The 16,448-nt window shown below is 29.5% G+C and carries 16 protein-coding genes; 12 read left to right on the plus strand and 4 right to left on the minus strand.

Features of this window, described 5'->3' with window-relative positions; all coding sequences use genetic code 11:
• Positions 1-63: 63 nt before the first annotated feature.
• A complete protein-coding gene (locus GBG18_RS06235; RefSeq protein ID WP_152189414.1) occupies positions 64-1,344 on the minus strand; it encodes an MFS transporter in 1,281 nt (426 codons plus the stop codon).
• A 314-nt stretch (positions 1,345-1,658) separates the two neighbouring features.
• Here GBG18_RS06235 and GBG18_RS06240 point away from each other — a divergent pair, with 314 nt between their 5' ends.
• From GBG18_RS06240 to GBG18_RS06250, 3 genes are all read left to right on the plus strand, one after another.
• A complete protein-coding gene (locus GBG18_RS06240) occupies positions 1,659-3,041 on the plus strand; it encodes a CmpA/NrtA family ABC transporter substrate-binding protein (protein ID WP_152189415.1) in 1,383 nt (460 codons plus the stop codon).
• A gap of 293 nt (positions 3,042-3,334) precedes the next feature.
• Complete coding sequence (ntrB, locus tag GBG18_RS06245) at positions 3,335-4,144, plus strand: nitrate ABC transporter permease (protein WP_152189417.1); 810 nt, start codon at positions 3,335-3,337, stop codon at positions 4,142-4,144.
• Positions 4,145-4,153: 9 nt separating this feature from the next.
• Positions 4,154-4,951: an ABC transporter ATP-binding protein gene (locus tag GBG18_RS06250; RefSeq protein ID WP_152189419.1), complete on the plus strand. Its 798-nt coding sequence runs from the start codon at positions 4,154-4,156 to the stop codon at positions 4,949-4,951.
• Positions 4,952-4,970: 19 nt separating this feature from the next.
• On the opposite strand, the gene GBG18_RS06255 is transcribed toward GBG18_RS06250, so the two are convergent.
• Entirely contained in the window at positions 4,971-6,884 is a 1,914-nt protein-coding gene (locus tag GBG18_RS06255) for an ankyrin repeat domain-containing protein (RefSeq protein WP_193311085.1), read from the minus strand.
• A gap of 210 nt (positions 6,885-7,094) precedes the next feature.
• On the opposite strand from GBG18_RS06255, the gene amtB reads away from it, so the two are divergent.
• From amtB to pyrC, 5 genes are all read left to right on the plus strand, one after another.
• The gene (gene amtB, locus GBG18_RS06260) at positions 7,095-8,309 is read left to right on the plus strand and encodes an ammonium transporter AmtB (RefSeq protein ID WP_152189422.1); all 1,215 of its coding nucleotides are present in this window, start codon (positions 7,095-7,097) and stop codon (positions 8,307-8,309) included.
• Between the two features lie 10 nt (positions 8,310-8,319).
• Positions 8,320-8,658: a P-II family nitrogen regulator gene (locus tag GBG18_RS06265; protein WP_152189424.1), complete on the plus strand. Its 339-nt coding sequence runs from the start codon at positions 8,320-8,322 to the stop codon at positions 8,656-8,658.
• A gap of 123 nt (positions 8,659-8,781) precedes the next feature.
• Entirely contained in the window at positions 8,782-9,969 is a 1,188-nt protein-coding gene (locus GBG18_RS06270) for an ammonium transporter (protein WP_152189425.1), read from the plus strand.
• Positions 9,970-10,026: 57 nt separating this feature from the next.
• Positions 10,027-10,365, plus strand: coding sequence for a P-II family nitrogen regulator (locus GBG18_RS06275; RefSeq protein WP_152189427.1), 339 nt, complete (start codon positions 10,027-10,029; stop codon positions 10,363-10,365).
• Entirely contained in the window at positions 10,365-11,393 is a 1,029-nt protein-coding gene (gene pyrC / locus GBG18_RS06280) for a dihydroorotase (RefSeq protein WP_152189429.1), read from the plus strand. Before GBG18_RS06275 ends, pyrC begins: the two co-directional genes overlap by 1 nt.
• Here the strand turns inward: pyrC and fliM are convergent.
• Both fliM and GBG18_RS06290 read right to left on the minus strand, forming a co-directional pair.
• Complete coding sequence (gene fliM, locus GBG18_RS06285) at positions 11,390-12,496, minus strand: flagellar motor switch protein FliM (protein WP_152189431.1); 1,107 nt, start codon at positions 12,494-12,496, stop codon at positions 11,390-11,392. The genes pyrC and fliM overlap by 4 nt on opposite strands.
• A gap of 1 nt (position 12,497) precedes the next feature.
• The gene (locus tag GBG18_RS06290; RefSeq protein WP_152189433.1) at positions 12,498-13,547 is read right to left on the minus strand and encodes a flagellar basal body P-ring protein FlgI; all 1,050 of its coding nucleotides are present in this window, start codon (positions 13,545-13,547) and stop codon (positions 12,498-12,500) included.
• 93 nt (positions 13,548-13,640) lie between these two features.
• Here GBG18_RS06290 and GBG18_RS06295 point away from each other — a divergent pair, with 93 nt between their 5' ends.
• The 4 genes from GBG18_RS06295 to GBG18_RS06310 form a co-directional block, all read left to right on the plus strand.
• Positions 13,641-14,594, plus strand: coding sequence for a hypothetical protein (locus GBG18_RS06295; protein ID WP_152189435.1), 954 nt, complete (start codon positions 13,641-13,643; stop codon positions 14,592-14,594).
• A 2-nt stretch (positions 14,595-14,596) separates the two neighbouring features.
• Complete coding sequence (locus GBG18_RS06300; protein WP_152189436.1) at positions 14,597-14,857, plus strand: flagellar biosynthetic protein FliQ; 261 nt, start codon at positions 14,597-14,599, stop codon at positions 14,855-14,857.
• Positions 14,858-14,962: 105 nt separating this feature from the next.
• A protein-coding gene (locus GBG18_RS06305) for an IS3 family transposase (RefSeq protein WP_152189438.1) occupies positions 14,963-16,065 on the plus strand; the annotation gives its coding sequence in 2 pieces (ribosomal slippage) (positions 14,963-15,224 and positions 15,224-16,065; 1,104 coding nt in all).
• A gap of 48 nt (positions 16,066-16,113) precedes the next feature.
• The coding region (locus GBG18_RS06310) for a hypothetical protein (RefSeq protein WP_152189440.1) at positions 16,114-16,448 on the plus strand (335 nt) is incomplete at its 3' end.

The following is a 16,448-nucleotide window of genomic DNA, read 5'->3' on the forward strand; positions in this document are numbered from 1 at the left end:
ATATCTAAATTAAAATTCTACTAAAGAGTCTTAATTTAGATATAAAAAGAGCAAATGCTCTTTTTATATTCTACCACCAGCACTTACTCCCCAAGTAGTTCTCCATCTAGTTTTTACTAAAGAGATTCCTGAGATTGCAACAAATACAACAACTGCAAAGATTAAGAAACCTGCTGTATATCCATCAAATGCACCTTTAGACCAACCAAGAGTTTGGATTAATGCAGTACCACCAAGTCCACCAGCACATCCAACAATACCAGTCATAATACCAATATCTTTACCAAATCTTTGAGGTACAAGTTGGAATACTGCTCCATTTGCCATACCTAGATTTGCCATAATTAAGAATAATACTAATATTGCAACTGCAAATGGTAATTCTATTGTCGCATTAATGATTGCTAATAATGCTACAGTTCCATAGAAGTAGTATAGAGACCTAATTCCACCAATCTTATCAGCTACTGCTCCACCAACTGGTCTTAAAATTGCACCAGCAAAGATACATAAAGCACCAAAGTATCCAGCAATTACTTTTACATTTCCTTCATCTAATACATCAAGTCCAAATGCTGCCATATCAATTTGATATGTATTCATTAAATAAACTTTCATATATCCTGCAAACCCAACAAATCCACCAAATGAAACTGCATAGAATAAACAGAACCACCATGTATCTTTATCTTTTAAAAGTTTACCATAGTCTTTTAATTTTTTTGGATTCTTTTTATATACATCTTCAGGTGCATCTTGTGCTAAGAAGAAGTACGCAATTAATACAATAATTGCCATAAATGCACCTACACCAAATACAGATTCCCATCCCCAAATTTCAGCAATCTTTGGAGCAAATAAGAAGTCAATAACAACACCAATATTTCCAGCACCTGCAATTCCTAAAACAACACCTTGAAGTTTTGGTGGATACCATTGACCAGCTTGTGGAAGTGCAACTGCAAATGATGCTCCTGCAAAACCAAGACCAAGTGCAACAATTAGTAATTGATTATAAGAAATCTCATTACCTAATAAGTATGCTGTTAATAAAGCAGCAATTACTACGGATTGGGACATAAGTGCAGTTATTTTAGCACCAAGTTTATCAACACCAAATCCTAATAGAACTCTTAATATAGCTCCTGAAAGAATTGGAAGAGAAAGTAAAGTAGCTTTTTCACTTGCTGTCATTATATGACCAGTTAAAGCTAAAGCTTCAGTAATTTCTGTACTTAATGGACCTAACATTGTCCAAACCATAAAACTCATGTCAAAGTATAAAAAAGCCATAAACAATGTTGGTGCATGTCCTTGACCTTTTAAATCTTTTAATCCTGCCATTTTATTCCTTTAATGTAATTATAAGTTTATTATATATCTGATAAGTAAATATAAACAATAATAGTTGTATATAAAATATCCAATTGGTTAATATGTATTTACAGAAATAAAATATTAATGAAATATTAAGAAATAAAAAATGTAAATAAAATAAAAAATGCTGCTATTGCTTAATAATACTAGCTTTGTAGATATAGTTAATGTATTTTTAAGATTAAATGTATAAAAAGTATCCAATAAATTGTATCTTTTTTGTTTTTGCTCTGTTACAATTGATGCTATAAAACATTAACATGGATTAAAAGGAGAAAAAGATGATTAAGCAGGTTCTAAAAATTGGGTTAGGTGTATCTATAGTTGCAAGTACATTATTAGCAGCTCCAGAGAAAACAAAGTTAAAAATAGGTTTCATTGCATTAACTGATTGTGCACCATTAGTAATTGCAAAAGAAAAAGGTTTTTTTAAAGCTGAAGGTTTAGATGTACATGTTGCAAAAGAAGGTGGAGGTTGGCCTGGGATTCAACAAAAAGTAATTTCTGGTGAATATGACTTTTCTCATGCACTTGCAGGTATGCCAATTGCTGCAACTTTAGGAATTAATGGAAATGCTCATTTACAAGCTTTATTATCTTTAGACTTTAATGGTAATGCAATTACATATGGTAATAATATTATTGCTGAAATGGAAAAATATGGTTTAGATAAAACTGAACGTCCAGTTACTGCTGATTCGTTAAAAAAATATATTGATGCTAAAAGAGCAAAAGAGGGTAAAAACTATGCTCCTTTAAACTTTGGTATGGTTCACCCAGTTTCTACACATAACTATGAGTTAAGATATTGGATGGCTTCATCTGGAATTAGACCAGATCAAGATTGTACAATTAAGCCATTCCCACCACCAACAATGCCATCAAACTTAATTGCTGGTAATATTGAAGGTTATTGTGTTGGTGAACCTTGGAATTCAAGAATCGTACTTAAAGGTAAAGGTTCTGCATTAGTTACAAATTATGATATTTGGAATAATAATCCTGAAAAAGTTTTACAAGCAAGAGCTGATTTTGTTAAGAAAAATCCAGAAACTACAAAAGCTGTTATGAGAGCAGTTGTTAAAGCTCAAAAATGGTTAGATGAATCATGGGAAAATAGAGAAGAAGCAATTGGTTACTTAGCAAAAAGAAACTATGTAAATGCTCCTAAAAATGTATTAAGAAAATCTATGAGCGGAACATTCCTTTATAATAAAGGTGTAGATTCTGCTAATCCAATGTTTAATGTATTTGCAAATAACTATGCATCATATCCATTTTATTCACATGGTATGTGGTTCGTTACTCAAATGTATAGATGGGGACAACTTGATAAGCCTGTAGATATGAAAGCATTAATTGAAAAAGTTTATAGACCTGATTTATTTGCCGAAGTTGCAAAAGAAGTTGGTTATACATTACCTCCAAGTGCTTGGAAAAAAGATGGTGTTGATGAATATAATAAATTCTTAGATGGTAGAGTTTGGGATCCAAATAAAGCTGTTGATTATATTTTTGATGCAAAAGTTCAAAATTCATTAGTTTCAAAAGAAGATTTAATGAAAGCGAACAACTGGAAAGTTGAAACTAAACAACCAAAATATGAGTGTCATTATGGACCTGCTGGTTGTGCTGATCCTAAATATGTGACAACTGGAAAATAAAAGACAAGAGTTTGTCTTTTATCAGTTGGAACCCGAAAGTGATGTATGAAATACCACTGAAGGGCGAGGCAACTGGAAAATAAAAGACAAGAGTTTGTCTTTTATCAGTTGGAACCCGAAAGTGATGTATGAAATACCACTGAAGGGCGAGGCAACTGGAAGATAAGCAACAAAAAATTAAAATTGAAAAGATAAAGTTTTTAAACTTTGTCTTTTTAAATGCCTAGTTATTAAGTTCCTTCCTACTTATGCGCAGATTCTAGGCATTTAAAAGAACAAAAAAAAGGTAAAAGATGAATAAAGAAACATATAAAAAAATACTACTACCCTTTATAGTGTTATTAGTATTAATACAAGTTTGGTCTGGTCTTGCAACTATTGTAGAGGATTTCCCAACACCTAGTGATACATATGTATATGCATTTGGTGGAGAAACAGCTGATGGTGATGAAATAGAGGGTGTTTTATCTGATCCTTTTTATATAGAGAATCAAGATGATAAAGGTTTATTCTGGCAAATATTAGCATCGTTAGAAAGAGTATTTGCAGGTTTTGTTTTAGCAATTATTGTAGGAGTTCCTGTTGGATTACTTGTAGGAATGAGTAAAAATTTCCAATATGCATTTGAACCATTTATTCAGATATTTAAGCCAGTTTCACCACTAGCTTGGCTACCTTTATTACTATTTGTTTTTCAAGATATTAATGCAACAGCAATATCTACAATTTTTATAACATCAATTTGGCCTATTATTATTAATACGGCATTAGGTGTTAAAAATGTAAGTGAAGATTATTTAAATGTTGCTAAGGTATTACAGTTTACTTCTTTAGAGAAGATTACAAAAATTATATTACCAGTTGCTGTTCCGTATATATTTACAGGAATGAGATTATCACTTGGAATTGCATGGCTTGTTATTGTTGCAGCTGAGATGTTAACAGGTGGTATTGGTATTGGATTCTGGATTTGGGATGAGTATAATAACCTTTCTTATCATAATATTATTATAGGAATTATCCTTGTTGGTCTGATTGGATTTATTTTAGATGTAATGATGGGAAAAATTGCAGATTATTTTGATTATAGAAAAAGAACGTAGGGATAAAAGATGAGTAATAAAAACTTTTTAGAATTAGAAAATATACATAAAAGCTTCCCTCTTGGTGGGGGAAAAGAATACGTTGCAGTTGTTGATGTAAATGTGAAAATTGCAAAAAATGAAATTATTTCAATTATTGGACATAGTGGATGTGGTAAGTCAACTTTATTAAATATGATTGCTGGACTTGATGCACAAACAAAAGGTAATATTATTTTAAATAATAAAGAGATAAAAGGACCAGGACCAGAAAGGGCTGTTGTTTTCCAAAATCATTCACTATTACCTTGGTTAAGTGTATATGAAAATATTGAAATGGCAGTTAAAAAAGTAATGCCTGAATTATCTTCTTCAGAACTAAGAGCTAGAGTTGAAAAATTTGTTTCTATGGTAAATTTAGATCATGCAAAAGATAAATATCCTGGAGAAATTTCAGGTGGTATGAAGCAAAGAGTTGGAATTGCAAGAGCTTTATCTATTAAACCAGATGTATTACTTATGGATGAACCTTTTGGGGCTCTTGATTCTTTAACTAGAGCAAATCTTCAAGAACATTTAATGAGAATACAACAAAGTGTTGAAAATACTGTAATTATTATTACTCATGATATTGATGAAGCTGTTTTATTAAGTGATAAAGTTATTATGATGACAAATGGTCCAGAAGCTACAATTGGAGAAATTTTAGAAGTAAAATTAGATAGACCAAGAAATAGAGTTGAATTACAAAGTGACCCTGAATATATTAGATGTAGAGAAGCAATTTTAAGTTTTCTTTATGAAAAATTTGCAAAAGATGATGAATAACAGTTTTACTGTTATTCATTTAAGCTTTAATATCAAACTCTTCAATCATTGTATTTGCCAGGAGTCTTAAACTTTTTCTATCAAGTTCACTCTTAACTCCCTCTTCAATATTAAGTATATTTTTATGAAATTTCTCAAAGAACTCCAATATTTTAGGATCTTTTTTATGTGGATTATTTACTAATGCTCCTGCATCAAGCATTTGTATTATTAAATCTTTTTTACCCATAAAAGCAGCATAGTTAATAGGTTTTAATCCAAATTTATCTGGGATATTAATAATATTAGGGTTATATGAATGAATTAATTTAAAATATCTTGTTGTATCTTTCCAAATACAATTATGGATTATACTTCTACCCTTATTATCAACTGCTAGTGTATCTGATTTTGCTTCAAGTAGTAATCTTACTGTATATTCACATTTTTCAGCAACTGATTTATGTAGGGGTGTTAGTCCCTCATGATTTTTTGCATTTACATCAACACCAATATTGATTAAGTTTTGCATCATTTCTAAGTATTGTTTTTTTTCTTTTTTACTTGAGTGCGTATTATTATAATCCATAAGTTCAAATATAATATTATGATCTTCTTTATCTCTTAAATTAATATCAATATTAGAGTCTCTAAATATTTTAAAAAGGTTCATATTAAAATATAAAATTGAATCAAAAAATAAGGGCTTGCCTTTTGAATTAAGATGTTTAAAGTTAACACTTGAATGTTCAATAATTTTACTTAAAACTGTTAAGTATTCACCATTAATATCGAGTTTATTTTCAATATCTGGATCTAAATCTTTGTGATTTTGATAAAATAAGATTATATCACTAAGTATCTCTATACAGTTTTGACCTTTTTTATTTATAATATTTGGATTAGCATTATGGTCTAAAAACTTAATTATAGTTTTAATATTTGCAATTCCCATCAATATAAGGATAGATAAAACAGTTTCACCTTTAATATTTTGATGGTTAATTGAGATGTTTTTATTTGTTAGAAAAATATCTATTAGTTTAATATCTGCACTTCTAGTTGCTGCATAAAATGCTGTTTCATTTTTATCATCAAGTGCTTCAATATCTACGCCTTTTGCAATTAATTCTTTAACCATTAATAAATGATTTTCTCTCTCTTCTTGGTTATCTTTTGGAGTGTTTAGGAAATGATTAATTGATTCAATTAATATTGTTGTATTATCAGAACTTCTTGTATTAATATCACAACCTAATTCAACAGCTTTTTCTAAAATCTCTACATTTTTATATCCTTTAGAGATTGTATAAAATAAAAAATTTTTTCCACTTTTATCTTGAATTGTAGGATCTGCGCCTAATTGCATTAAATCAATAGCAAGATTATTATTTCGTAAAACCACTTCTTGTTGTAAAGCAGTATTTCCCTCATGATTTATATGATTTATATCAACTTCTTCTAATTGTGCAACTAAAGAAATAATCTCTTTTTTACCATTTGAAATAGCATCAAAGATTAAATTATTACCATATTTATCTTCATTTGAAAGATTATTAGATTGTGAAATTAAGTAGTTAACTAATCGATTATTACTAGATATTATAGTTTCTTGTAATAAAGATCTATGATGAACATTTATATGGTTTACATTAGCTCCTCTTTCAACTAATAGTGTTACAAGAGCTAAATTGTTAGAGTGTGATGCATAAAATAATGCTGTTTCATTTTCTAAGTTTTGTATTTCAGTATTTACATTTTTATTTAATAGCCATTTAACAGATTCTAAGAAACCAGCTTTTGAACATATGTGAAGAAATGTTTCCTTATTATCATTTTGCCATTCTAAATCTATATTAGAGTTTTGATAAACTGTATCAATCTTTTTTGGATCAAATACAGGATTTAATAGTTCTGTTAATAAGTCAACTTCAGTATAATTCTTTTTGTTCATAAAACCTTTTAACATATATCACTCTTCATCTGAAATTTTATTTATTTTATTATCACTTAGCTAAAAGATAGCTATATTGATGATTTTATAGTTATAAAAAAGTAGTCTATTAAATTTTATTATTTTTGTATATAAAATATACAGAAAGTATGTTTACTTATCACATGTAATGTTTTATAATACTCGTATAAAAATTGACAAAGGGGTCTTATGGAAAATTTTGCTGATGTAAAATACATCTTAGATGGTTTCCTGTTCGTGTTTGCAGGAATTTTAGTAATGTGGATGGCTGCAGGATTTGCAATGCTAGAAGCTGGGTTAACGAGAACAAAAAATAATGCGACAGTATTAACAAAAAATATTGCGTTATTTGCAATATCTTGTATTATGTTCTATTTTGTTGGATATAACTTTATGTATGGTGACGGTAGTGCGTTTATTGGTAGTGGTGCTATGTTAAGTGGTAAAACAAATGAAGCGATGGGTTATCCTGTTATGGCTGACTTCTTCTTCCAAGTAGTATTTGTTGCAACTGCAGCATCTGTAATTTCTGGAACAATTGCTGAAAGAATGAAATTATGGCCATTCTTAATATTTGTTACTGTTTTATCTGGTGTTATTTATCCAATTCAAGGTCACTGGACATGGGGTGGAACTGAGCTTGGTGGAGTAATCGCTGGTTTCTCTGATTTTGCTGGTTCAACAATTGTTCACTCTGTTGGTGGATGGGCTGCTTTAGCTGGTGTTCTTATTTTAGGAGCTAGAAAAGGTAAGTATGGTAAAAATGGACAAGTTAGACCAATTCCAGGTTCTAATCTTACATTAGCAACTTTAGGTACATTCATTTTATGGATGGGTTGGTTTGGATTTAATGGTGGTTCTCAATTAGCATTAGGATCTAAAGCTGATATTGATGGAATTGCTATGGTAATTGCAGATACAAATATGGCTGCTTGTGCTGGTGCACTTATGGCTGCATTATTAACGCAACTTTTATACAAAAAAGTTGATTTAACAATGGTATTAAATGGTGCTTTAGCTGGTTTAGTATCTGTAACTGCTGGTCCTGATTTAGGTATGGTTGTTTCATTTGTTGAAGGTATTGTTGGTGGTGCTTTAGTTGTATTTGCTGTTCCTTTATGGGATAAGTTAAGAATTGATGATCCAGTTGGTGCATTATCTGTTCACTTAGTTGCAGGTATCTGGGGAACATTAGCTGTAGGTATTTTCAATCCTGAAGTTGCTATTATGGCACAAGTTAAAGGTATTGTTGTAATTGGTGCATTTGTATTTATTTCATCATTCATTGTATGGAAAATCTTAGATATGGTAATTGGATTAAGAGTTGATGAAGAAACAGAGATTGATGGTCTTGATATTCATGAAACTGGACTTGAAGCTTATCCAGAATTTAAAAGAGCATAGGAAGTAAAATATGAAAAAAATTGAAGCAATAATTAAACCTTTTAAACTAGAAGATGTAAAAGATGCATTAGTTGAAGCTGGTATTACAGGTATGAGTGTTTATGACGTAAAAGGTTATGGACGACAACAAGGTCACTCTGAATTATACAGAGGGGCTGAGTATGTGGTAGATTTTCTACCAAAAATTAAAATTGATTTAGTTGTTCAAGAAGATATGGTAGATACTGCAATATCTGCAATAGTTGAAGCTGCTAAAACTGGAAAAATTGGTGATGGTAAGATTTTTGTATCATCATTAGATGAAGTAGTTAGAATTAGAACTGAAGAAAAAGGTCCTGAAGCTATATAGTTTTTATTTATAATTTGAGAAAATATACTTTTTTCTCAAATTGTATACTTTTTATACAATCAACTTAAAACAAATATTTTTTATACCTATATAATATAAATAAAACAATCACAAGGATTATTTATGAATATAGAATCTGTCTCTTATATAATTGATACGTTATATGCAATTTTTGCTATGACATTAATTATCTTCATGGTTCCAGGTTTCGCAATGCTAGAAGCTGGTATTGTTAGAACTAAAAACGTTACAGCTGTATTAACAATTAATACATTAATTTATGCAATTGCATCATTATCTTTCTTACTTATTGGTTATTCAATCGCATTTGGTGATTTTGGAAGTGACAGTATGAGTAAATGGGCTGCATTTATGTTCCAAATGGCATTTGTTGGGAAAGTTGTAAATATCATGTCAGGTGGTGTTAGTGAAAGAGCTAAAATTGTTCCTTTAGCAATATTTACTGTTATTATGGCCTCACTTCTTTATCCATTAATTGTAAATATAACATGGGGAATGAATTTTTTAGATGGAACATTTCTTTCTTTATCAATGTATGATTTAGCAGGTTCTACAGTAATACATTCAACTGGTGGTTGGGCTTTACTTGCTGCAATTATAATTATAGGTGCAAGAAAAGGTAGATATACAGATACAGGTGGAATTAGAGTAATTCCAGCTTCAAATATTCCTTTATTAACTTTAGGTGCTTTTCTTTTATGGATTGGTTGGTTTGGATTTAATGGTGGTTCTGTAGGATCAATTGCAAGTAAAGAAAATGCTGATGCAGTTGCACTTACGATTATGAATACAAATACAGCTGGACTTGCTGGAGCTATTATGGTTGCAATCTTTATGCAGTTTAGATATAAAAAACTTGATTTAACTATGATTTTAAATGGTGCTTTAGGTGGATTAGTTGCAGTTACAGCAGGACCAGATTTATATGATATTTATACTCCAATTTTAATAGGAGCTATTGGTGGAATCATAGTTGTTTTTGGAGTATCTTTCTTTGATAAATTAAGAATTGATGATCCAGTTGGTGCTTTATCAGTGCATTTATTAAATGGTATTTGGGGAACAATAGCTGTTGGAATATTTGCATCAAATGGAAGTGATATTACTTTATTAGGACAATTAAAAGGTATTTTAGTTGTTGGAGTATTTGCTTTTGTTTCATCATATATTGTTTTATTTATTATAAATAAAATCATGCCTTTACGTGCTGATAATGACGAAGAGATGCAAGGTTTAGATGTAGAAGAATGTGGTATTGAAGCTTACCCAGAATTTAAAAGAGCTTTCTAATAAGTTATAAATTTATATAAAATTTGATAGAATAAACAGAATTAAAAAGGATATAGTTTGAAAAAAATCGAAGCAGTAATAAAACCATTTAAATTAGAAGATGTAAAAGATGCATTAACAGAAGCTGGAATAACAGGTATGACAGTATCTGATGTTAAAGGTTATGGAAGACAACAAGGTCACTCTGAATTATATAGAGGTGCTGAATATGTTGTTGATTTTCTTCCAAAAATTAAATTAGAATTAATTGTTGCAGAAGCAGATGTAGATAATACAATTAAGTTAATTACTGATTCTGCAAAAACAGGAAAAATCGGAGATGGGAAAATATTTGTATCTTCAATTGAAAAAATTGTTAGAATTAGAACAGGAGAAGAAGACGAGGAAGCTATTTAATGAGTTCTTCTTCAACTTTTGAGATTAATGAACCTTTAGATATGCACCTTCACTTACGTGATGGTGATATGCTAAAGTTAGTTGGTCCCTTAACTTCTAACACTTTCTCTGGTGCTTTAATTATGCCAAACTTAGTACCTCCAATTACTACAAAAGAAGCATTACTTTCTTATAAACAAAGAATTAAAGAAGCTTGTAAAGAAGATATCTTTGATGCACATGTAACTCTGTTTTTTCAAGCAGATTATTCATATGAATTTTTAGAAGATATAAAAGAGGATATTATTGGAATTAAGCTATATCCAGCTGGAATTACTACTAATTCTGAAACAGGTGTTTCTTCAATGGATGTTGAAGTATTAAGACCAACTTTAGAATCAATGAGTAAATTAGGAATACCTTTATGTATTCATGGTGAAACTAATGGTTTTGTTATGGATAGAGAAAAAGAGTTTATGCCAATTTATGAATCAATAGCAAAAGCTTTTCCTGATTTAAAAATTATAATGGAACATATTACTACAAAAGAAGCAGTTGAGTTACTTGAAAAGTATGAAAACTTACATGCAACTGTAACTTTACAGCATTTATTAATTACTCTTGATGATGTAGCAGGTGGAATGCTTCAACCTCATTTATTTTGTAAGCCAATTGCAAAAAGACCTGAAGATAGATCTGCATTGTTAGAGGCTGCTTTAAAAGCTCATCCAAAATTAATGTTTGGAAGTGACTCTGCTCCTCATCCAAAACATAAAAAAGAGTCTTGTGGTTGTGCAGCTGGTGTATTTACATCTCCAATTGCTCTACAGGTATTAGTTGAATTATTTGAGAAACATGACTGTTTGGATAATTTAAATGATTTTGTATCTTTAACAGCACAAAGAGTATATGGATTAACACCGAAGAAAAAAACTATTACATTTGAAAAGAAAGACTTTGTAGTTCCTTCTTTATATACATACGCAAACGAAAATGTAGTTCCAATGTATGCAAATGAAACTATAGCATGGAGTATTAAAAAGAATTAATTTTTCTTTTTAACCTCTCTGTCACTTAGAAGTCTTTTAATATTAGTAGACTTCTCTTTTGCTTTTACTATTCTTTCTTCTCTCATAACTCTTAATATATCTAATGTTTCAAGTTTTTCTTTATCAAGATTAGATTGTATTTGAATAGCTTTTCTATTATTTGAAATTCCAGATAAACTTAAAAACTTCTCTTTTTTATTAATATATATTTTATTTGATGAGGATGTCGCATTTTTATTAAACACAATTACATCATCAACTTTTAAATTTAAAATATCTTCTGCACTTAATTCAGTTTCAGCCATAATTGACTCAACTTTCATTTTTGCACCTGATATTAATGTTTTAATATCTTTTTTTCTACTTGATTTTCTATTCTTTCCCTCAGAAAAAACTTTTTCAACAATTTTGTTTAAAAGAGGTTCAATATAAGAAATGGGGTAACAAATAGATAAAAAGCCAGACTCTTCATCAATTGTAATTTCAAGAACAACTAAAAGTACAATTTCATGATCAGAAATAATTTGAATTGCATTTGCATTTGTATCTCTTGATTCTGTTTTAAAGTTTAATGTTGAAATATCTTCCCAAGTTTTATAAAGATTTTTTATAAACATTGTATAGAAGTGTTCAAAAATTTCTACTTCAATTTCAGTTAACTCTCTATCTAAATTATCATTTGTATTAACAGCACCAGAACCTAATAGTTCTGCAATAATTTTATGTGAAATACCAGGGTTACACTCAATTACAATTCTTCCTTCCATAGGTTTAATAGAAAGTGTATTTAATGATGTTATTTGAGGAATTGAAAGAATAAACTCTCCATATGTCATTTGTTCAATTGAGTAAAGTTTAACATCAACAATTTTTCTAAGCATTGCTGAAAGATCAGTAATAAAGTCTCTAAGCATTTTATCATGAATAGCAGAAAAAGCTTTAAATTGTTCATTTGAAATACGGTTTGGTTTTTTAAAATCATAAATTGAGTAATTTTTTTCTTTTGAAACAACTTTTTCAATAGGAGAGTTATCAATATCCTCTCCTTGCTCGGCAATATCTAAAAGTGCATCAATCTCATCTTGACTTAAAAATTCTGCCATATTATCCTCTTATCTCAAATTCAACATCTATAGCACCCATCTCTTTTATCATTTTAAGAGTATCAATTATTTCTGTCATTGGCAATTTCATAACTTTCATTGCTCTTACTAAATCTGATACAGTAGGGGCTTCTTTTGTATTAATCATGGCATTATTAATATCTACTGCTGGTTTATCTGCAATTTTGACATCATCTCCAACATCAACACCTTTATTATATTTAGGGTCATTCCATTGAGGTTCATTTAAAGTTGATTTTTTAATTCTTATTGTAAAAGAATCTCTAGCAATCGTAACAGGAGATATTACTATATCAGCACCTGCTATTACTGATTCTCTGTTCATATCTATAATAATTTTCTTTTTAAAATCAGAATTTAAAGGAATATTTTGAATCATAGAGATAAATTTAATAATTGAGATTTCATTAGGTTTACTTACTCGAATTGTTCTCGTATCAATGGCATAGGCTAATCTTCTTCCAAATTTTTTATTAATTTTAGTTTCTATTAAATCTGCATTTTTTGCAGAACTTTTATATAAACTAAGTGTTACATGATCTTCTTTTTGTAAGTTATAATCAATTTCATTTTCAACTGTAGCACCTTGATAAATAAAACCTGTAGTTTTATTATTGGCATTTGCAACAATAGTTCCTTGTGCAAGAGCATAAACTTTACCATCAACACCTTTTAATTGAGTAATTAAAAGCTCACCATGATCAATTGATTTTGAGTCCCCAATTGTAGATACTTTTATTTTTATTTTATCACCCTGTCTTGAAAAAGCAGGAAGCTTTCCTGTTACCATAACTGCTGCAATATTTTTAGAATCAATTGACGCAGCAGGAATTTTTATATACGAGTTTCTAAGTAAGTTTTGTAAAGATTGCATTGTGAATTTTGATTTATCACCTGTTCCTGCAAGTCCAACAACTAAACCATAACCAATTAGTTGGTTATCTCTAATTCCGATGATATTTGAGATATCTTTTACAGTTTGAGAGTACAAAGAAGAAAAGAAAAATAATATTAATAAAAAATACTTCAATATGCTACCTTAGACTTAATTCTAATTATTTTATCGTAAATTTAATAAAAAAAGGTATAATCATCACAATAAAATTTATTACAGGGCATTGATTTGAATATTTATATTTATGGTAATAATAGTTTTAAAAAAGAAATTCATGAAACTTTAGAACACGCGAATATAAAATTTAAACTAGATAGTGATAGTAAAATAGAAAATATTACTAGTCTTGACCTACTTAAATCTACTATTGAAGCCAATCCAAATGATATTTATTTAATCGATGATGAAAAAATCATTAAAAAAAATGCAATAACGCAAAAAATAAAATTTCTTATTCCTAAAGATGGTATTGAAGAAGAGTTTTTATTAGATAATGGAATAGCAGACGTTTCTCTAGATTCTTTGAAAGATATTCCTAAATATATTTTGAAAAGACATGAGCAACAAAAAGAGATAGAACCGAATATACAAAACTCAATAATAAATATTGTTGATGAAGCTTATGAAAATGATGAGGATGATTTTGATATAGAACTAGATGATGAATTATCAGAGCTTCTTTCAAGTGCAAAAAAAGAAGATAAAATAGATGATGAATCAAGTCACGTTAATCTGGATGAACTTGAAAATTTATTAAATGAGGATGAACTTGAACATAAGGAAATATCAAAAGATAAATTTGCAGATATGATAAATTTTGATGAAGATGTTGGATTAAATAATGTTAAGTCCGATTATGATGATGAATTTATTAAAAAAGAGAATGTTGAAGAATTAGAAGAAGAGAATAAATCAGATATTAACGAAATAGAAAATATAATTTTACAAGAACCTATACAAGGAGATGATATGTCTAGTAATTTTTCAGAACTTGATTCCTTAGATGAACAAGATGTTTTAAGTGCTTTACAGAATATTGATAGTCCAGTAATTGAAGCTAGTAATAGTACAACTAATGAAAAAGTTGAACTTGCAAGTTCAAATGTTCAAGATATTGCAGAATTAATATCAAAATTATTAAATAATAAAACTTTAGAAATCACAATAAAAATTAAAGACTAAAAGTGGATTTAATTGGTATTGCAGAAAATACAGTAAAAATCATTTTAATTCTAGGTTTACCTTCACTACTTGTAAGTATGATAATAGGATTGATAATTTCAATTTTTCAAGCAGTTACACAAGTTAGTGATGCTTCTTTAAGTTTTGTTCCAAAAGTTGTGTTTGTATCTGCATTTATCTTAATATCATTACCTTGGATTGGGGATAATATTGAAACATATACAAAAGATTTATGGGATTTAATATTAGTTTTTGGTAATTAAGTATGATTGATCAATTATATAATTTAAAGAAAACACAATGTAGCCATCCCTATTATTTAGACCACTTGAAAGTGAACTTTTCTGTATAATTTAACAGGAGAATTCATGAGACCACAAAAGTTTAATGATACAAAGATCATAAAGATTTTGAAAGAAGCAGAAGCAGGTTTGGCTATAAACGATTTATGTCGTAAATATGGAATAGGAAGAACAACTTATTACCATTGGAAAAATAGATATACTGATATGGAAGTCTCAGATATTAAACGTCTTAAAGAACTTAAAGCAGAAAATGAGAGACTGAAGAAGATGTTTACTGAAATGGCTTTAGAAAATCATGCACTCAAGGATCTAATCGAAAAAAAGCTCTAAGGCCTGACCAGAAGTGCAAGTTAGTAAAATATCTAGCTATAGAACATAAGCTGAGTATTCGTCAGGCATGTTTAGCATTACAAATTAATCGAAGTACCTTCTACTATAAATCCAAACCACGTGATGATAGTGAAGTAATTGATATACTCAACACTCTAGTAGAGAAGCATCCACGTAATGGATTTCGCAAGCTATTTCTGAGAATAAGAAATGCAGGCCATAAGTGGAACCATAAAAAGGTTTATCGTGTCTATACATCACTTGGACTTAATATAAGGCGTAAGACTAAAAAACGCTTACCAAAACGTATTAAGAAACCATTGGCACAGCTTGACCAACCTAACAAGATCTGGTCAATGGACTTTATGGCAGACAATCTTTGGAGTGGAAAGAGATATAGGTTACTTAATGTAATTGATGAGTTTAATCGAGAACTACTTGAAACTGAAGTAGATACATCATTACAATCTATAAGAGTTATTCGTGTGCTTGAACGTATTATTGACTGGAGAGGAAAACCTGAGGCAATACGTGTTGACAATGGACCTGAGTTTATTTCCACTCAACTAGAGATGTGGTCTGAAAGGAACAATATCAAACTGCTCTTTATTCGACCTGGTCAACCTACAGAAAATGCAAGAGTTGAACGCTTTAATGGTTCTTTTCGTAGAGAACTTCTTGATTGTTATGTTTTTAGCTCATTGAAAGAAGTTAGAGACCATGTTTATGAGTGGATGCATGATTATAATCATCATAGACCACATGAAGCACTAAATGATTTAACTCCAATTCAATTTTTGGAACGGTATAATCTAACTCAAGGAAAGTCCGCTTAAAAGTGGTCCATTTTTGGGGGATGGCTACAACAAACAGACCAAAAACTAATGCAAAAAGGTCAATTACTATCAAAAATAGAGAGAATTGATGCAGAAATTTTAATTACAAATACACAAATAGATACAGCTACTGTACAGAAATTTGGTGCAATATCAGACTTTTCAGTTTTGCAAATGCATAAAAATACAATGAAGTTACATATCTCAAAATTAGAAATTGAAAAAAATAAGCTAAAACAAGAAATAGATTTACTAATAAAAGATATAATAGAATTACAAAAAGAAACAGAACAATTTGGATATATTTTAGAAGAGCAAAAGCAAGAAGCTATAAGAAGAATGTTAGTTGCTGAAGAAGAAGAGGCTAATGAATATATTCAAAG

It is taken from the genome of Poseidonibacter ostreae, assembly GCF_009208075.1.
Lineage (GTDB): Bacteria > Campylobacterota > Campylobacteria > Campylobacterales > Arcobacteraceae > Poseidonibacter > Poseidonibacter ostreae.